Origin of the sequence: Peribacillus saganii, assembly GCF_003429095.1 — a bacterium.
GTDB lineage: Bacteria > Bacillota > Bacilli > Bacillales > DSM-1321 > Peribacillus > Peribacillus saganii.
The window spans coordinates 137628-156893 of the sequence record NZ_QVTE01000016.1 but is presented as its reverse complement, the minus strand read 5'-3'; the positions used below and the strand labels follow the sequence as shown (position 1 = coordinate 156893).

16 protein-coding genes, 6 tRNA genes and 1 pseudogene are annotated in these 19266 nt (G+C 39.8%); 3 read left to right on the top strand and 20 right to left on the bottom strand.

The genetic code is table 11. The annotated features are described in order from the left end of the window. Positions 1-25: 25 nt before the first annotated feature. The 8 genes from D0469_RS07430 to D0469_RS07395 form a co-directional block, all read right to left on the bottom strand. Entirely contained in the window at positions 26-448 is a 423-nt protein-coding gene (locus D0469_RS07430) for an acyl-CoA thioesterase (RefSeq protein ID WP_117325993.1), read from the bottom strand. After that, positions 449-2812 carry an AAA family ATPase gene (locus tag D0469_RS07425; protein WP_233522977.1) on the bottom strand — a complete coding sequence of 788 codons (2364 nt, stop codon included), beginning with the start codon at positions 2810-2812 and terminating at the stop codon, positions 449-451. A 147-nt stretch (positions 2813-2959) separates the two neighbouring features. After that, entirely contained in the window at positions 2960-3193 is a 234-nt protein-coding gene (tlp, locus tag D0469_RS07420; RefSeq protein ID WP_117325992.1) for a small acid-soluble spore protein Tlp, read from the bottom strand. Positions 3194-3420: 227 nt separating this feature from the next. After that, positions 3421-3564, bottom strand: a complete 144-nt coding sequence (locus D0469_RS07415; protein WP_117325991.1) for an acid-soluble spore protein N — start codon at positions 3562-3564, stop codon at positions 3421-3423. Between the two features lie 68 nt (positions 3565-3632). After that, positions 3633-3761, bottom strand: a complete 129-nt coding sequence (locus D0469_RS07410) for an FbpB family small basic protein (RefSeq protein ID WP_117325990.1) — start codon at positions 3759-3761, stop codon at positions 3633-3635. A 136-nt stretch (positions 3762-3897) separates the two neighbouring features. Next, positions 3898-4404 (bottom strand): redoxin domain-containing protein, encoded by a 507-nt coding sequence (locus tag D0469_RS07405; protein WP_117325989.1) that lies wholly within the window; start codon positions 4402-4404, stop codon positions 3898-3900. 160 nt (positions 4405-4564) lie between these two features. Further along, the gene (gene acnA, locus D0469_RS07400; protein ID WP_117326035.1) at positions 4565-7276 is read right to left on the bottom strand and encodes an aconitate hydratase AcnA; all 2712 of its coding nucleotides are present in this window, start codon (positions 7274-7276) and stop codon (positions 4565-4567) included. Between the two features lie 742 nt (positions 7277-8018). Then, entirely contained in the window at positions 8019-9083 is a 1065-nt protein-coding gene (locus tag D0469_RS07395) for a PrsW family intramembrane metalloprotease (protein WP_117325988.1), read from the bottom strand. Positions 9084-9531: 448 nt separating this feature from the next. Here D0469_RS07395 and D0469_RS07390 point away from each other — a divergent pair, with 448 nt between their 5' ends. Then, entirely contained in the window at positions 9532-9882 is a 351-nt protein-coding gene (locus tag D0469_RS07390; protein WP_117325987.1) for a DUF2512 family protein, read from the top strand. Positions 9883-9938: 56 nt separating this feature from the next. On the opposite strand, the gene D0469_RS07385 is transcribed toward D0469_RS07390, so the two are convergent. Beyond that, the gene (locus tag D0469_RS07385; protein ID WP_117325986.1) at positions 9939-11468 is read right to left on the bottom strand and encodes a methyl-accepting chemotaxis protein; all 1530 of its coding nucleotides are present in this window, start codon (positions 11466-11468) and stop codon (positions 9939-9941) included. A 335-nt stretch (positions 11469-11803) separates the two neighbouring features. Between D0469_RS07385 and D0469_RS07380 the strand changes: the two genes are divergently transcribed. Then, entirely contained in the window at positions 11804-12679 is an 876-nt protein-coding gene (locus D0469_RS07380) for a MerR family transcriptional regulator (protein WP_142919172.1), read from the top strand. Between the two features lie 295 nt (positions 12680-12974). Here D0469_RS07380 and D0469_RS07375 read toward each other — a convergent pair whose 3' ends face one another. The 3 genes from D0469_RS07375 to D0469_RS07360 form a co-directional block, all read right to left on the bottom strand. After that, positions 12975-13805 carry a hypothetical protein gene (locus tag D0469_RS07375; protein WP_117325984.1) on the bottom strand — a complete coding sequence of 277 codons (831 nt, stop codon included), beginning with the start codon at positions 13803-13805 and terminating at the stop codon, positions 12975-12977. A 583-nt stretch (positions 13806-14388) separates the two neighbouring features. Continuing rightward, positions 14389-15486, bottom strand: a complete 1098-nt coding sequence (locus tag D0469_RS07365) for an L-dopachrome tautomerase-related protein (RefSeq protein WP_117325983.1) — start codon at positions 15484-15486, stop codon at positions 14389-14391. A 322-nt stretch (positions 15487-15808) separates the two neighbouring features. Next, positions 15809-16066, bottom strand: a complete 258-nt coding sequence (locus D0469_RS07360; RefSeq protein WP_117325982.1) for a hypothetical protein — start codon at positions 16064-16066, stop codon at positions 15809-15811. A gap of 119 nt (positions 16067-16185) precedes the next feature. Here D0469_RS07360 and D0469_RS07355 point away from each other — a divergent pair, with 119 nt between their 5' ends. After that, the gene (locus D0469_RS07355; protein ID WP_117325981.1) at positions 16186-16326 is read left to right on the top strand and encodes a small acid-soluble spore protein P; all 141 of its coding nucleotides are present in this window, start codon (positions 16186-16188) and stop codon (positions 16324-16326) included. A 71-nt stretch (positions 16327-16397) separates the two neighbouring features. Here D0469_RS07355 and selA read toward each other — a convergent pair whose 3' ends face one another. The 8 genes and pseudogenes from selA to D0469_RS07315 form a co-directional block, all read right to left on the bottom strand. Then, on the bottom strand, positions 16398-17804 hold the full coding sequence (gene selA, locus D0469_RS07350; RefSeq protein ID WP_117326034.1) for an L-seryl-tRNA(Sec) selenium transferase: 1407 nt from the start codon (positions 17802-17804) through the stop codon (positions 16398-16400). A 325-nt stretch (positions 17805-18129) separates the two neighbouring features. Continuing rightward, positions 18130-18204, bottom strand: a tRNA-Asn gene (locus tag D0469_RS07345). Positions 18205-18215: 11 nt separating this feature from the next. Then, positions 18216-18292, bottom strand: a tRNA-Ile gene (locus D0469_RS07340). A 5-nt stretch (positions 18293-18297) separates the two neighbouring features. Then, positions 18298-18371, bottom strand: a tRNA-Gly gene (locus D0469_RS07335). A gap of 15 nt (positions 18372-18386) precedes the next feature. Then, a tRNA-Leu gene (locus D0469_RS07330) sits at positions 18387-18466 on the bottom strand. Positions 18467-18529: 63 nt separating this feature from the next. Continuing rightward, positions 18530-18605: transfer RNA gene (locus tag D0469_RS07325), tRNA-Ala, on the bottom strand. Between the two features lie 65 nt (positions 18606-18670). Then, positions 18671-18746, bottom strand: a tRNA-Val gene (locus D0469_RS07320). 235 nt (positions 18747-18981) lie between these two features. After that, a pseudogene (locus D0469_RS07315) lies at positions 18982-19176 on the bottom strand (Rdx family protein); the annotation flags it as partial. Positions 19177-19266: the final 90 nt, after the last annotated feature.

Genomic DNA, 19266 nt, shown 5'->3' with positions numbered 1-19266 from the left:
GATTTGTAAGATCCACTTTTATATATTAATCCAGTTTCTTATTTTCCTCATATGCTTCATGCCAATCCGGGTATGCACGCCTAAAAGATATTGGACGGAATGTATCCTTTTTTACACACACATGCACAGAAGTCCCTTGAACAGAAAGCTCCCCTGCCTGCGTCAGAATTTCATATCCATATGTTACACGAAAGCCGTCATATGCCTCTATCCAAGTCTTAATCAGCGCTTCCTCACCGTACCTTACCGGCTTTTTATAGGAGGCCTGGATATCAATTACCGGCGAAATGATGCCATCCGCCTCCAGACTGGCATAATTAAAACCTAAATCATGAATGAGCTGAGTCCGCCCCAACTCCATCCATACCAAGTAATTTGCATGATATACGACACCCATTTGATCTGTTTCCGCATAACGGACTTCTACTTTTCTTTCAGAAATCAGCACTTAAAATTCCCCTCTTTCCAGCTTTTCAACCGCAGCCTGAACATCTTCCATTTGAATTTCAAATAAATCAATGTCGTTTAGCATCTCTGTGGTGTGTTCCATTAACCGGAACGCCTGATGCTGTATTGCCTCATTAATAACATTGGTGGCATAACGGCCATTCCCTTTTACGCGCTGCTTCTCCAGGTAAGCCTTCAGCCAGGCTTTAGCTTCCCCATCTAACGAATATTGATAGCTCTCTCCATAACGCTCCATTATCTCCAGCATTTCCGCAGCGGTATAATCGGGAAAATGGAAATACTTTTTAAAACGTGAACGGAGGCCTGGATTACTTTCAAGCAGGTTATTCATCTCATTTGTGTAGCCTGCTAACACAACGACCAGGTTTTCCTTATGCCTCGTCATTTCGTCTACAAGGGTATCTACGGCCTCTTTTCCGAAATCACCACCTGATTGGCTTATGAACGAGTATGCTTCATCAATAAAAAGAACTCCGCCAAGGGATTCTCTGATTTTTTTCTTTGTTTTAATTGCGGTTTGCCCGACATAGCCGGCCACAAAATCAGCCCTAGAGGTGATGACCAGGTGTCCCCTTTTCAATATGCCGCATTCTTTGAGAATTTCTGAATAAATCTTTGCAACCGTAGTTTTTCCAGTGCCCGGATTGCCGGTAAACACGGCATGGAGTTGGATCGGAATGGAAGGAAGCCCCTTTTCTCTTCTAATTTGCTGCATATACACAAAAGACTTTAACGTTTTTACTTCCTTTTTAATATCCTCCAGACCAACAAGATCATCAAGCCTTTCGACCGGTGAACGCCCATTCACTTCTTCTTCCCGGCCGAAGTCCTTTCCTTCAAGAAGTGTAAACGGAAACGTTTCAGTTTTGGATAAATCCGCATGAGAACCTTTGTTAAAAATTGCCTCAGTAATGATGGATCGGACAGTCCTGGCATTTCCAAACGTATCGTCCACCCGTTCCTTATCTATTGCTGTTTCAATTGCTTGAAGGGCTTCCTGAGTTAAAATATAGTCGTTGTCTTCCGCTGTTTTTTCAGCTATTTGAAGTAGTTCTTCTGTAGAATAATCTGGCAGATGGATATGGTTAGCGCTTGGAAACCTGCTGCGCAGACCAGGATTGGCATCAAGGAACTGTCTCATTTCATCAGGATATCCCGCAAGGATAACGGCGAATTTCCCGGCATAGTCCTGGTTCGTCATTAAAGAAACAAGCGTATCGATCGCCGTTTGTCCATAATCATTCCCCGCTTGGCCGGATCTTTTCAGGCTGTATGCTTCATCGATAAACAAAACTCCGCCCAAGGAGCGTTCAATGATTTTCCGCACATTTTCTTCTGTTTGACCAACATAAGCACCAATCAGCTGTGAGCGATCAACTTCTAGAACATTTTCCCTCGGAAGCACGCCAAGCTCAAAATATATTTTCGCAAGAAGCCGGGCGAGAGTCGTTTTACCGGTCCCTGGATTCCCGGTAAGTATCATATTAAGGCTTTGTTCATCCTTCGTTTTATAACCAAGTGCTTTTCTTTGTTTCTCGTATTGCAGAAAATGATAATAATCATTAACCTTTTTTTTAACCCCTGCCAGTCCAATCATGCGATGCAATTCTTCCAGTGCAGTTTCTGTTTTCGTGTTCTTCTGTCCTTTTGTTTGAATTATTCCTTCCCAGTCGCTTTTAAGGTGAAGGACTTTATCTACATGGATTTTTACATTCTCAAAATGAGCAGAGGTATAAAAAACACCAGTAATGGATTCCTGATATTCTATTGCTGCCCTTAATAACGACGACAGTTCCTCTTGCATTTGTTCGATAATATCAATCATTCTATCGTATATTTCAATCAGTTCTTGATTTATTACCCTGATTGACATTTCGCGGCTCTTGCTTAGCTCATCTTGAACATCATCAAGTTTATTTAAATATTCCCGGCATACTGCAATATATTGATCGGCAATCTTCTTTTTGGCAGGACGATTATCCGTCTCCCGTATAGCTGGAAAGATTAGTTCGTCAAAAAGGGCAGCATTCTTTTTCCAGTTTGACTCAGCATAAAGGTCATTTGCTCTTTTATTTGCCGGATCGGCTTTCAATGATTCACTTAACCAAGAGTCGTAAATAGAATCTTCCCCGCTGCTGTGCTTGCGTGATAATGCCAGCAAGCTGTATAGTTCAGCTTTCCATTTATTCTTGGCTTCCTCCTCCAGGGTTTGATCATTTTCCAGGCCAGCGATAGCCTCTATCAACCTGCCCCGGGTGCCGACAGTTCCAGTTTCCCCCACTTCTTCTTCCACCTGCTTGAGTAAGCTGGCTAATGGTGTATGTAAACTGCGTTCATTCATCATTCTGTTCACTTCTTCCAATCTGCTTTCCTTAGTACTCGTTATTTTAACATACTTACTTATAACTGGCTTCTTGTATTGCTTTCTTATGTAAAAAGCCGGGGGACCCCGGCGAAAATTAACATCTAGCTATAGTAAATGCTTTATTATTTATTGATAACCGTTTTCGCGTGCCTCTGACTCATCCCGGATTTCTTGGCGTAAACTTTCAATACTTTCCTCGCGGCGGTGGTTTTTAGCTTTGATTTTTTCCCGCTGATCCGGGCTGCTAAATGCCATAGATTCTTGCGCTTCTTCTATATTTTCAATTGTATTTTGAACCATTTCTTGAAGCTTTTCAACATTATCCAAACGATTATCTGGCTTCGGTGTTTGATTTGCCATGGTTATGACCTCCTCATATAAGCGGTAGGTTTTTATTTTTTGCTCTTTTAACTCAATTAACCAAGGTAAAATTATATATTTTAAATAATATTGTTATGTAAATAACTTCTTGAACAAAAGATCCTGCCCGTTAAAACAGGCAGGATCTTTCATTATGCATATAAGGAATTCTTTTCCGAAATTTCGCCCTATCTCACTTTATAATTAAAATTCAGCGACTGATTCATTTATTCACCTTTCGTCTGAATAACTTGTGGATGCCGGCCTGTTTTATCTTGCATTTGTTTCCCTTTATTGCCTCCGGCTGCTCGCGGCTGTGTCCCAATATGATTCGGAACAAAAGGTTTTGGATTTCGTTTTGGATTTCCCATTGCTCATCCCCCCTGATAATAGTCTATACCAGAAGGAAATTCGCATAAGTAGTAAATTTTAGATACTATTACTCAGCTTTTTGCAGATGCCTTTTTTCTAGCCGGTCTTCAATCTTTTCCATTAATTTTGCGTCTTTTAAAAGCTCGCGCTTGTTTTCTGTTACTAATTCCTCAAAAGAACGCTTCCTTCTTTTCATTGTTTTCACCTTCTTAACATCATATTGCTACTTATTATCTCCAAGTTGACAAAAAATTATGACATTATTGTTGCAATTTTTTATAATATTATTCAGAATAACAAAAACCCCGGACTGGGGTTTTCTTGGAAATTCATTATAAGTTATCCATTTTTGATTCCATTTCATCTTTGGTCATCGCCCCGATGAATTTTTCGCGAATGATTCCGTCAGAGTCAATAAAATACGTTGTGGGAATACTAATTACCTGGTATGAATCGTAAACTTTGCCTCCATGGTCAAGAACGATTGGAAAAGTAATTCCCATTTTCCCGGCAAAATCTTTCACATCATTTTCAGGATCTATATTTACTGACAGAATAGCTTCATTATCATCCATTTCGTTATAAAAGTCCTGCATTGCCGGCATTTCCTCTTTACATGGAGGACACCAGGTTGCCCAAAAATTGAGCATGACCTTCTTGCCCTTTAAATCTGACAGTTTCACTGTATTGCCGTCAAGGTCGGAAAGCTGAATATCAGGAGCCTTTGCACCAATTTTTAGGCCTGGCAGGTTATCAACTTTTTTCTTTTCCATTGCTTGTACAATTGCCACCGAAATTAAAAGCATAAGGACAACGGAAGCAATTATTTTTTTGAACATAAATAAATCCTCCTTGGAAAACACTTGTCTAAATTGTAGCGTAATTATGCCTCGAAGACAAAAGGATTTATTGTCACATATTTCTTGTAATTCATTCCCCCCGATTTTTTTCACAAAAAAAGCAAACTCCAAAAGTAAAGTTTGCTTTTTCTGTGTAAAATTATGCTTTTAGCTTGTCGCGTAAAACCATTTGAAGGATACCGCCATGACGGTAGTAGTCGATTTCAATTTCACTGTCGAAGCGTACAAGTGCTTCAAACTCTTTTTTGTTGCCCTGCTCGTCAGTTGCCGTAACAGTAACGATATCGCGAGGCTTAACATTTTCAGTGATATTGACATCAATGGCTTCTTTACCAGTCAATCCAAGTGTTTCAGCGCTTTCGCCTGCTTTAAATTGAAGTGGAAGCACACCCATTAATACAAGGTTAGAGCGGTGGATCCGTTCAAAGCTTTCAGCGATAACTGTCTTAATGCCAAGCAGGTTAGTACCTTTAGCAGCCCAGTCACGGGAGCTTCCCATTCCGTAGTCCTTGCCAGCAAGCACAACAAGTCCAGTTCCGTCTGCTTTGTACTTCATGCACGCATCGTAAATCGCCATAACTTCGCCTGTCGGCCAGTACGTTGTTACGCCGCCTTCTGTACCTGGTGCAATTTGGTTACGAATACGGATATTTGCGAATGTACCGCGCATCATAACTTCGTGGTTACCACGGCGTGATCCGTATGAGTTGAAATCACGAGGCTCAACACCATTTTCAAGCAAGTATCTGCCTGCAGGAGTATTCTTGCCGATTGCTCCAGCTGGAGAGATGTGGTCAGTTGTTACGGAATCCCCGAATTTACCGACTACACGAAGGCCTGTAAGGGCGCTGACTTCACCTGGCTCTGGAGATAAACCTTCAAAGAATGGCGGGTTTTGGATATAAGTTGAGTTGCTGTCGAACTTATATAAAGCCTCATTGCTTGTCTGGATTTCATTCCAGCGGGCGTTATCATTGAAAACTGTTTCATATTCTTTGCGGAACAAGTCAGGAGTTACTGTCTTCTGTACCACTTCATTTACTTCTTCAGTTGTCGGCCAAATATCATTCAAGTAAACATCGTTACCTTCTTTATCTTTTCCAAGTGAGTCGTTTTGAAGGTCGAAATCAACAGTTCCAGCAAGAGCATATGCTACAACTAAAGGCGGTGATGCAAGATAGTTTGCTTTCACCAATGGGTGAATACGTCCTTCAAAGTTACGATTTCCGGAAAGTACTGATGTTACAAGAAGGTCAGCGTTAGCAACAGCTGCCTCGATTTCATCAGCTAATGGTCCTGAGTTACCAATACAAGTAGTACAGCCATAGCCGACAAGGTTAAATCCAAGATGTTCCATGTAAGGAAGAAGACCGGAATCACGGAGATATCCTGATACTACTTTTGAACCTGGAGCTAAAGATGTTTTAACAAAAGCTGGAACTGAAAGTCCTTTTTCAACAGCCTTTTTAGCAACTAGTCCCGCACCAAGCATTACATAAGGATTTGAAGTATTTGTACAGCTTGTGATTGCAGCAATCGCAATCGCACCTGTTTTCATTGTTGTCTCACGGCCATCCGCAAATTTAACGGATACTTCTTTATCAATTTCTTTTGCGTTAAGACCAAAGCCTTGGTTGCCCATTGGAGCAGTAAGTGCTGTGTTAAAAGCTGTCTTCATTTGAGAAAGTGGAATTAAATCCTGTGGACGCTTTGGACCTGAGAGATTTGGCTCAATTTCAGACAGGTTTATTTCCACTACATCTGTATATGTTGGATCCTCTAAATCTGGAGTGTAAAATAATCCGTTAGCTTTGCTGTATTCTTCCACAACAGTAATTTGCTCTGCATCGCGGCCAGTCAGGCGAAGATAGTTGATTGCTTCCTCATCAACAGGGAAAAATCCGCATGTTGCGCCGTATTCAGGAGCCATGTTGGCAATCGTCGCACGGTCTGCAAGCGGCAGAAGCGCAACTCCTGGTCCAAAGAATTCAACAAACTTTCCTACAACACCCTTGCTGCGGAGAACCTGAGTCACTTTCAGAGCAAGGTCAGTTGCTGTTGTGCCGTTCGGGAGTTCACCAGTTAGTTTAACCCCAATAACTTCAGGAACCGGGAAGTATGAAGGCTGGCCAAGCATACCTGCTTCTGCCTCAATACCGCCGACACCCCATCCTAAAACACCAATACCATTGATCATGGTTGTATGTGAATCTGTTCCGAAAACAGTATCTGGGAATACTTCTACATCGCCAGTTGGAGTTTCTACAGAGTGAACAACATTCGCAAGATACTCAAGGTTGACCTGGTGGACAATACCAGTTGCAGGCGGTACCGCGCGATAGTTATTGAAAGACTTTTGAGCCCAGCTTAAGAACTGGTAGCGCTCAGTGTTACGTTCAAATTCAAGATCCATGTTAACTGCCAATGAATCAGGAGTTCCAGCTTTATCTACCTGCACGGAGTGGTCAATAACCAGGTCAACAGGAATATCCGGATTGATTTTGTCCGGGTCTCCGCCAATGGCTGCCATTGCATTTCTAAGAGATGCAAGGTCCACAACAGCTGGTACGCCTGTGAAGTCCTGAAGGATTACACGGGAAGGCTTAAAAGGAACATCGATTTCCTGTACAGCTGGGGTGCCCCATTTTGCCAAATTTTCAACATGTTCTTTAGTGATTACTTTGCCGTCAACCTGACGAAGAACAGCTTCAAGCAATACTCTAATGGAATAAGGCAATGTTGATACTTTGCCTAGACCTGCTTTTTCTAAAGCATCTAATTTGTAGTAGTGATAGCGTTTACCGTTCGCTTCAAAAAAATTGCGCGCCTGGTACACATCATTCTTGGCGATAACATCTTTTGCCATTCAAATTCTCCCCCTCTTGATCAGTCGGGAACAGTTCCCGGCCATGAAAAGTAAAACGTGGTTTATATGAGTCTATGAATCATAAAGAACCATGCCCATACAATTAATATAAAGAATTTGCTTAATTTTGTCGAAAAGTTTGAATCTTCTCCGAACTTTCCTCACAAATTAATAGTAATACAACTTATACTATAAGTAAATAACAAGAAAGTTATTGTTTTTTATAAGTTTTTCTTATTATAAAATTATGCAAAGTAATGGAACCCCTTTCCGTTACCGTTTTCTATTTTCTCCTTTTTATTTAATCAAAAACTCTGCCTACACCAGTTATTATTGTGAAAAAGTGTTTTTCCAAAGAGCTGGCAAATATAATTGATAAATCAGGGTTCCTAATTGCCCCTCCTATGCTACATCCTCATTCTAACTCCGTGTGTAATGTTCCGGTATTCCTGTGGTTGTTTCTTAATTAAGCTGAGCTTTTAAATATACAAACGTCATACTGGAACAGGACAATACCTTTTGTAAGGGTGATAACTGGCAGCTAGCCCTTCTGTCCGTAGGCATTACCCAACTTCATTGATACTACTGCTGCTATCCGACTCCCTATCATCGGGTTGGCTTTCGGCCCGATACCTAACTGTCTACACTTAGAGACTAAGTTATGAGTCTTTTTCCAGGTAATAAAAAAATGCTGGCCCAATATAAAATGGAGCAGAAGAAATCTCCCCTACTCCTGAAACTTTACTTTTCTTTCCCCTATCTCCTTAAGACCGGCACGTATGAATAGAAAAACAGCGATCCATGAAGCTCCCATTAAAAAAATATGCCCATAAGGAAACATTCCTTGTATAGGGGTGTTCCATAAAGCATGTATCACAACAACCAACATAAAGACACGTAAAAATTTTAAACGGAATAGCATGTTAATTTTAAAAGGATGGTCCCCGTGTACTCTGCAGAATGCTGCACCTGTCAGAGCCGCCCAGGCAACATGGCCGCCAGGAGCAAAAATCCCCCGCCAAAGGATCGTGTTGTAGAGATTTCTGCCGTCTCCGGAAAGCAATGCCCTAAGAGCATACCCTGCTGTTTCGAACGCTGCAAAACCCGCTCCAATAGCAGCACCAATAAGAAGTCCGTTTAGGATATATTTGTATTTTCTGTATCGAACAAATGTAATAACTGTTACCGCTTTGGCAAGCTCCTCAGCAATACCTATCGTAATTGGATTGATATTGTTTTTCAGAATGTCGAAAAACATCAGTGCGACTAACATGGAGAGAATCCCGCCGATGAGCACCACATAAATAACTCGATAAATGGGAATATTTTGCGGTGCATTCATCTCCCAGAAGAAGATTAACGTTGTAAACGGAACAGCAAAAGAACCAACGATAATAAGTCCAGGTATAAAATTCACATTTCTAAAATAGCTCACGCCTATATAAAAACCTGCGAATGCCAGAAGCGCAATGACAAACACCCTTGCAAAAAGCCAAGGCTTTGGCCATGTTTCTTTAACTTCCGAAATTTTGGGTGTCGTAAGCGCGGTCCCTACGATAAAAAGCCGTTCCGCTTCCAGTTCACTATGATTACGAAAAACACGCGAAAATATGTTTTGAAATTTCGGCTCAATCGTTCGTTCAAATTTCGGAATCATATCTACATAATGGGCAAACTCATAAAAAAAGCTCTTGTCATCGACTTGTGCGTTATTTTTATTAAAGTTTTCTCCGCAGTTTAAACAGAACTTCACTCCCTCTGGATTGGAGTAAACACATTGCGGGCATTGCAAACAGCTTCCCCCCTCTTTCTACATTATGGTTAATAATTTTATGGTCGAATTTGATAACAGTATATTTTATAACCACACATCGTCATAAAGAGTATACCCTTGAAAAGGAAATATATTTGGAAATCGCTTACTCCTGAATTTATGGTATATCATACGTGTTTTGGAATTTCATAGTGTCTAGGGTCTTGTCCTTTCAAACACATGGGATAAATCAAAAACTTATCTTGTTAAAGATCAATTCCAGAATTAATCAAATGCAAATATTTGATAAAATCCTAATGCTTTGCGTATAAGTCAGGAAATAGTTATTTGTCTCCCTTAGCGTTGTGGCGCTTATATTGGTATGACATAGAATTACCCCCTGCCGGCAAAACTGATCATTTATTTGCTTCGTTAGGGAATAATTAATTGTAACTACCGCAGAATAAGCGAAAAAGGAGTTGAGTTTATGCCACGATCAACGGCTTTATTTGTTAAGTTCATTTCAGTTTTATCTGTTCTTGCTATTATCCTTGCTTTGTTTTATGCTCACAGTTTTGGTTCAGTTCTCTCAATTTCAATATTTTTAACGATCATAGGATTCATAGTAGGTGATTTATATGTTTTACCTAAAACAAGCAACATAACAGCAACAATAATTGATTTTGGTCTAGCATTCATGGTTATTTGGATAACCAGTCGAGCTGCAGGATACCAAGGAAAGGCAGTTGAAGCATCATTCTTCTCAGCTATCGCTGTATCGATAGTTGAATACCTTTTTCATAAAGCTCTCTTAAGATCTAAACAGGTAATAGGATAAGCCCCGTACTATTTTTCCCTTGTGCAGATTTATATCCAAAAGCCTATTTGTTCACTTTAATTTTTCCGGTAGACTTCTTCAAGCAATTCATCCAGTTTTTCAGCAAGGTTACTAAGGGTTTCTGTGGTTTTTTCCATATTTTCTATCGTCGCCAACTGTTCTTCGGACGCAGCAGATATACTTTCGGCATTTGCATTGGCTTCCTCCGTAATCAGCATTACCTCATTCATTGCTTCAGCAACTTGAGCAGATTTAATGACCAGGCCGTTAGAAATGGTAGACACTTCTTTAATTTTATTAGTCACTTGATTGGTAGACTGAAGGATGTCTTCGAAAACAAGGCCTGTTTCTGTGACGATCTTTATTCCATATTTCACTTCGTTTGCACCATTTTCCATTGAGTGAATCACTGATTGGGTTTCCTTATGCATTTCAATAATTAAAGCTGAAATTTCTCCTGCTGACTCTTCTGCCTGATTGGCAAGCTTTCTAACTTCCGCAGCTACTACTGCAAAACCTTTTCCTGCTTCTCCTGCTCTGGCTGATTCAATCGCAGCATTAAGCGCCAATAGATTCGTTTGGCTTGCTATACTGGATATTACCGTCAAGATATCTTCAATTCTTTTTGATCGTTCACCTAGCTTTTGAACTCTGCCAGATATTTCTTCTACTGAGTGTGTAATTCTTTCCATTTGCTGTATAGTCGCTTGTATTGACTCTTGCCCTTTCCTTGCCTCTTCTGTCGTTTCGTACGAACTATCACTAAGGATTTTGTATTTACTTGCCATTTTGTTCACATCAACAATCATCCGGTTCAGCAGCTCGTTGCTTTCTGCCGACCGTTGAAACTGTTTATCTGACCCGGATGCCATTTCTAGGATTGAACTGGTAATGTTATGGCTGGCATAGGCCGACTCTTGTGAGCCATTTTTAATTTGTTCAACACTTTGTAGTACTTGGCTTGAGGTATCGCGTATATTTTTCATCATCTCTTCAATAAGCGTTTTCTGGGTTGAGTTTTCTTTTTGAAGTGATGCTGTTTCTCTTTGTTTCACATAAATTTGGATGATCGTTGCGGCACTTGTGAATAGTAGGAATACTGCGTGTATAAGCAGCAAGGAGAATTTGTAATTGCTCGTTCCACATATCAGTTCAGGGAACGCAAAGTAACAGCCTAAATGGTGAATCGCAAAAATTATCGTACTAACTAGAATTAAGTTAATAGAATTAAAATACGCTAGACTTGCAATAACCATAAAGATCGAGAAATGATATTCAACTAATCCATCCCCACCTGCAATGATGGATATGCTTGAAAAAGTTAAAGACAGTGTAAGAAACAAAGGAATTCGATCATGCGTTTTTTGATTTCGGTAATACACAAAAGAAACTGTCCATAGCAATATAGGTATTATTAATAAAACATTAAGGATGAGGTGGAAGCTGTCGCGCTCTGCAATCGCCGTATTCAACACAACATAATCATCCAAAAATCCCATACTTCTATGTAAAAAATGGGTGATAAGCGAAATTAAAATAACAAAACCAGAAAAATATAACATCATTAAATTCTTTATGTACTTCATAAGAGATCCACCTTAAATGTTATAGTTATACAGATTATACTTTTTAGGTCGATTAGTAATTCCAGCTGTTCTTTCGTTTCAACAGCTTCTGCAGCCACCGTTAGCTGAGAAGCATAAACCTTCCTCCCAGCTTCTGCTCTTTTTTATAAAATGATGACTTTTCCTCTGCTTAATATGTCCTCTCCTTTCTGTTTTCTTTAGGATATATAATTAATTGCATAACTTCAGAATAACTGTTGCACAACTGTTGCACAATCTATTTTTTTATCTTTTTAATTTTTTGATATACTATAGTCGTAGTTTATTCATTGACTGTACAGAAAAGAGGATTTCTATTGTTTGGCATCAAGAAAGTATCGGAATTAACGGGTGTACCAGAAGTAACTTTGAGATCCTGGGAGAGAAGATATAAAGTAATCAATCCCTCGCGATCCCAGGGTGGCGCACGTTATTATACAAAAGAAAATATAGAAGACATCATATGGATAAAAAAACAAAAAGACGAAAGAGGCATCACCGTCAGACAAGCAATGGACCTGCTCAAAGAAATAAAGGAAATGAAAGTTGAATCGACAATAACAGGAAGCAGCTACGAAGAACATATTGAGGAGATCCTGAACTTTTTAACGGAGTATCAGACAGAGCAGGCCACAAAGCAAATTAACTTATGTTTTTCCATGTTCGATTTTGAAGAAGTTTTTCATCATATATTTACTCCAATTTTGCACCGGGTTGGGTACCAGTGGGAGAATGGTAAACTAAGTGTTGCCCAGGAGCATTTTATTTGCAACTTCCTGCAAAGAAGGATATTTCCCTTTTTTCATGACTTGTACGCTGATCCGATGAAGCCAAAGGCTGTAGCACTTTGCGCCCCGGAAGAACTGCATAATGTCGGCTTGCTTCTCTTTTCCCTTTTCTTGAAAAGAAGAGGAATTGATGTTCTATTTCTAGGCCAAAGCACTCCTACAGAGAGCCTTCTTCCGCTTATTCACCTAAACAATGTGCAACTAGTCTGCATTTCGATAACCATGGAAGAAAGCATCAGTCAGGTTGAAACCTTCATCTCGGACTTATTGTCAAAAGGAACAAACATAGATTTTGTCATCGGTGGAGCTGGAGCAAAATTCCTTTCGGAACCTATGCAAAAATATAGATTAAAAGGAGATCTGGAAAATTGGAAGAAATGGTTGAATTCGAGGAGTAAACTTTGATTGATGTAAATGCAAGTGTTAAACCAAAGTTATTTTTTCTATATTACAGCAAGTGTTTCAACATATAAAGGGTAGACAGCTGCTATGCTTCTCTCTTCATAATAATTATTCTTTAATTATAAAACTTCTAATAAACTTCTCCCCACAGTTGAAGTTAATTTTGTTTATACAAAGCCTCTGTAGGTTGTTGATTTTGGGACCAATCGAACAGCCACCTTCGTTGGTGGCTGTTCGTAATTTATCAACTAATTTTATGCCATCTTTACACGCTTGTACTCATTATGTTGGTTAATATTTAAATATCTTCGGATAATCGTTTGGCTTCATCGGCAAGGTCCATATTGATCATTGCCTCAATTACTATTCCGTGCAGTTCTTGGTGGTCTTGCAAAACATAATTAAGCTGAATCTCCCTAAATAACGCAAGTCGTGAGGCAACCGGTGCGGAATACAGGTATTCCTTGAACAACTTCAAATCAGGTTCTGCGTGTTTTTGAATCGGGAATGGTATGTACTTTTCACCTTTAAGAAGTGGAGTAGTAACGCCCAGTCCATCCTCTGTTTGGATCGTTACATTTTTTTGCCGCTCCTGATCGACGTTTTGAACGTAAAGATACGCATTGTCAATAATAGGAAACTTGAGATTCTCCATTAAAAACTTTGTTACTCTCTCCAGAACTAATTTGTCATTTTCAGATGGTTGATATGGGGAGTTAGAAGCCTCTTCCACCCATTGTTCTCGAGCTGCTAAATAATTACCGTCACTATCAAACTTGTTATAGAATAGTGCACTGTCAGTCAAATTTACTCTCAGAAATTCAGTTAGATTGTTTGCAACTATACGAGTTGGACGTTCAAAATCCATAGGACAAACACAAACAATAGGAGCTGCCTCAAGATCAGTTACAGTACCAAAATCAGTAAGGAACCCATAATGAACACCATCTACACCCATATTTCCAAATACGACCACATCACAAGGTGTGTTGAAATATCTGTAGTTTGCAAGAGAAGGGTAAAAATTAAGACCAAGATAAACAAGTTCAGGGTCAACAAGAACATGTTGTAAGTCGATTAATCTTTGGAGTGTAGGCGGTACATCGTATTTACCAAAATTACTACGCATTGATTTAGCCCCTTGTATCTTTTCTATAATATAATTTTACCATGTCAACTTTAACAAAAACCATTCCTAATTGCGCTAAACTGCGTTAGCATAACAAGAAAAAAGAGCTGCCGCAACAACTCCCTGTTTCCAACAGAGGCACAAAAGTTTATTAACATTTTTTCACACTCTTACCTTTACTGAAAAAGACGCCACGGCAGCAACTGTTAACTGGTAAAAAACCAGTATTATTCATATGAACTAGAATCTAATAAATATTCGGATAGCTGTGAAATCATTCCACAGAATTCAGCAGGATTACAAAACTCCTCTTGTGTAAAATTCGTCGCAACTATTGAATCAGCTCAGCTGGACTATTAAATGCTTCCCCGCTCGTATCGATTTTTCGAATCATATAGCGTCCATTGTTCTACTCTAAAGTGAATTCTACTGGCAGAGCTCCATGGCTACTTAAAGAAAATTCCATTATCTTTACCCCCGAAGTGAGAATATTACGTTCACAAACATACAACGGACGCAAAGCACTAAGCTTACAACCTTTGGAATATCTTGTAATGCAAAATTATTATTCAACTATTTTTTATTATGAAAAGGTAGGAGCAGGTAATTCATCGATTTTCATGCGAAGTAAACTATAAGGTTTTTGTCGCAGGTCTTTTCCATAATGAAATCTTGCTTGCCGATGTAATTGGTTCACAATGACATATAAGTATTGATCCGGACCGATCGAAAAAGTATCCGGCCATAAAATTCTCGGATCATGTGCGATAGTTACCATTGTGCCATTTGGCATTATCTTTCGAATACTGTTATTTTCATAATCTCCAGCATAAATGTTTCCTCTCGCATCAGTGATCATACCATCAGACGCACCTTTTTCTCCCCGATACTCCACATTATAAAGTAAATCCATATCCGATATATTTCTGTTTCTTAGAGCTTCTGTTGATATCGAAAATAAATAACGGCTGGTAAGTGGACAATAAAATAACACCTTTCCATTGGGAGAAATGGCTATACCGTCAGACGCCAACCTAAATGGAAAAGTTGAGCCATCCTTATTTCGATTCATCAATATTTCACCCTCTACTTTCGGTAGCATATTGGGATCGGGTGAAGTTGATCTTGCTCCATTTAACCGTCTATACGCGTCTCCATTTTCTAAATCAACGACGATAATAGCTCCTGGTCCTTTGGAAGAAGAATCCGTTATATATGCATAACCTGCTTTTCCAACACAAAAATCAAATCGGACATCGTTCAAATAAGTTGTTGGCAAGACAACATCTTCTGTAAAGGTATAAACTTTTCTTATTGTATTCGTTTTTAGATCAACAGCGACTAATTTTGCCCCACCTTTAATAGGCTCAGAAAAATTTGGTGCCGCTGTATCTAATACCCAAAGTGTACCCCTTCCATCAGCAACTACACTTTGGACACTGATGAAAGACATTGTGAGGTTCCCTGGGTTTATCAAATTAGTTTCTAAACTAGGATAAGGCTGCAGCTTACCCTGAACAATTTCCGCGACCGTAAATTCCACGTCGTCTCCCCATTTCGGAAAGCAAATAAAAATACGGCCGGTTTCCGAAACACTCACACCTGTAGGCATAGCCCCATAAAAGGCATAAACTAGTTCTAACTTACCGAAATATTTTTCAAAAGGTAACATAGGTTTCATTATATCCTCCTCAGCAAATTGAAACGGGATATCACCTATATATGATTAACATTTTTTCTGGTGCCTGGTTCTTGATTATTTTTTTATAAATTTCGTTTCAGCTAAAAGATTATTACTTTAAGATAAATCTACCCCCTTTGTGTTTTACATTCTTATAATCAAATTTTACCTATTATAAGCAAAGAAAAAGCCACCTTTGGTTAAGGCAGCAGAAAATCATTGCAGGGCATTGATTAGTTGTATATTTGGCAATGAACTCTCCATTGCTTAGTGTGGAGGCTTTCCGCAAACCTCTTCCCTTTTTCCAAAATCAAGACCCTAATTATTCTTCTTCATTTACATCCGTAACGATAGACTCCAGATCGTCCCGAAACTGTTCCAGCTGTTTTTGCTGATGCTCTGAAGCTGTTTCCATCGCATTTTCGATTTGCTGGTAAGCCTCGTTTACTTCTTGTTTGAGGTGGTTCAATTCTGATCCATAGTTAACATCATGCTCATCTATTTCAGAAGCATCCAATGCCTGCTTAACCCCTTGTTGTGCCGCCTGGAAAGCCTGCTGTTTATTTTTATGATACGGCATACTATATCAGCTCCTTACTCCATTAATATCATTATCTTGCTGCACTTCCCGGTTATTTATACAGAACGTATAATAGCCATGGGAAAAGCTCATGTTAAGAATACAGAGGAGGGATTCACATGCAGATTAAAGGTAAGGATGTAAACAATAACCCATCAAAAGGTCATAGTTCTTCACAGCCTGCTCCTCTAAGCGGGTCGCATAAGGTAAAAAACCGTAACCACTCGCGGCAGAATAACAACCGGGGGAACACAATGTAACCGTAGATTTTCTATTTCTCAATCAAAAGAAAACCTTGTCTGAAGTTACCCAGACAAGGTTTTCTTAGGTATTAAAATATTTTGTCGAAGGCAGTGATGATTTCTGCCGCTTCTTCATCTGTAATAGTCCGTGTATCCAGAATTAACAACTCATTTTTAACTCTTGCAACAACTGGGGGATCTGCCTTTCGAAGCCTGGAATGCAGTGATGCTGCAGACGTGCCGGTATGCTGAACAGCAACTGCGATTGTGGGTATCTCTACACCCGGCATTGTTCCGCCACCAATGGCAGAAGTGTCTTTTATTATTTCAGCCGTTAACCCTTTTCCAATTACTTGAATGCCTGATAAGAGCAAATGTGCGCGCATTTCCAATATCTCTTCACTTTGCAGAATATCCCTTACTGCAGGAATGCTTTCCCTTGCAAAATTGCCTTTTAGATAGGATGCCAATGTACCCTCCAATGCGGCCAACGTCATTTTATCAACGCGCAATACTCTGGCAAGCTGATGCCTTTTCAGAATTTCAATGTATTGTTTCTTGCCAGCGATAATACCTGCCTGCGGTCCGCCAAGAAGCTTGTCCCCGCTGAAGGAAACCAGGTCTGCCCCTTGTTGGATGATTTCACTGACAAATGGTTCTTCCCCTACTCCCTCGTTCTTCAGGTCATAGAGAACACCGCTCCCTAAATCTTCGTAAAACAAGACACCCGAGTGATTGCTCTTTAGATGAACCAATTCCTCTGTTTCGACACTCTCCGTAAAACCGATTGTTTTAAAATTGGACGTATGGACTTTCATAATGATCGCGGTTTCAGGATTAATTGCATTCTCATAATCATATAAGTGGGTCTTATTAGTAGTTCCTACCTCTACAAGCTTTGCCCCGCTCTCCTCCATGATAGAAGAAATCCTAAAAGAACCGCCGATTTCAACCAGCTGGCCTCTAGAAACAATTACTTCCTTATCCTTAGCGAGTGCCCGCAGGACTAAATAAACTGCGGCCGCATTATTATTTACGACCATTGCAGCTTCAGCCCCCGTAATCCGGGTAATCCATTCTTCAATATGGCTATGGCGGGAACCGCGTTCCCCTTCATCCAGTTTATATTCCAGATTCGAGTAACTCCTGGCCGTCTCTATAACATGATTGATTGCTTCCTCACTGAGCCGTGCCCGTCCAAGGTTTGTGTGGAGGACAGTGCCAGTAGCATTAATAACTCTCTTCAAACGGTAATTAAATTGCTGTTTGATATCTTTTTTAAGTTCTGAAAAAAGCGACATTGTAAAGTCTGACGTGCCCGGCAAGCTTCCGAACCAATTACCATTTGCTATCAAAACACGAATTTCACTCAGTTTGTTTTTTAAAAGTTCAGTCAGTGCTTTTTCATCTACATTTTCCGCTCCCATAATCGCCATGAATTCCTTATGCTTTTGCAGCTCATGCACTGGGGGGATCTGCCGAAGAAGTTCCTTCAAATTATTCACTCCATTTTGATATGTACTATTTTCCATTATACCATTTTGATTCGCTCGGTTTTCAATGCTCCATAGTCTCTTACCAAAGCAAGCTCTTATAAGAAGAAATGGCCAATATGTAAATTCAATATAAGAAAAGACAGCCATATAAATAGCTGCCTTGTTAATTATGTAAAAAATTAAAAGTGATGTATGATTTTGGATCATAATTAAGAATACTCAACGATTTACACTAAAGAAAAAGTTTTTGGGACTCTTACTATCATTGCGTAATCTATCAAGAGCGCCTCTTCAGCCTCTTGAGTACTTCCCCATAAAAAAAAAATGGCTCCGCAGGTAGGACTCGAACCTACGACCGTTCGGTTAACAGCCGAATGCTCTACCACTGAGCTACTGCGGAACAATTTTATATGGTGGGCCTAAATGGACTCGAACCATCGACCTCACGCTTATCAGGCGTGCGCTCTAACCAGCTGAGCTATAGGCCCATATTTGGAGCGGGTGATGAGAATCGAACTCACGACATCAGCTTGGAAGGCTGAGGTTTTACCATTAAACTACACCCGCGAATAATGAAACGAATACCGGTGGTCGGGGTCGAACCGACACTCCTTGCGGAACACGATTTTGAGTCGTGCACGTCTGCCAATACCGCCACATCGCAAATGAATTCTCTACTCAGCTAATCTAACGGTCATTATTAATTATCATTTGATATTTTTTATTGGTGGAGCCTAGCGGGATCGAACCGCTGACCTCCTGCGTGCAAGGCAGGCGCTCTCCCAGCTGAGCTAAGGCCCCAAAATTTTATTAGTTGGAATGACAGGATTCAAAAATACGAATCGCAGGCTTTTAAAAAATATAGATGGTGGAGGATGACGGGATCGAACCGCCGACCCCCTGCTTGTAAGGCAGGTGCTCTCCCAGCTGAGCTAATCCTCCAAATAGACGACCAATATGCATATCAACGACAAGAAATAGTATATCAAAAAAGAAGTTTCTTGTCTATATCTACGCAATATAATATAACCTGTGTAATAGTGGAAAGTAATGTTTCATCTCTTCCAAAATTAATTTTTGGTAATACTGCAGATACTCCGAGAATTTCTTCTAATTAAAAAAAAAGACCGGACTGGCCTTCCAAGGGTGGCTTTGGTCCACGATCTTTTTCTCTTATTTATTCATTATTTAATGCTTCCATTTTAGCAATGATATCCCTGTTTTTTGGAAAAACACCTGTTTCCTTTTTACTATATATCAACGCATCATTAATTGTTACTTCAAAAACTCCACCGGACGAAGGAATCAATTCCATCTTAGTAATACTTCCTCTAAATCGGGTGAATAAATCTTCTGCGAGACTCGCAGCTTTTGGAGCGTAGTTTCACATCATACAAAATTCTACTCTAACATCATAAGTCATCTGCATAACCTCCCACTCGAATTTCTCACTTGCATTGTA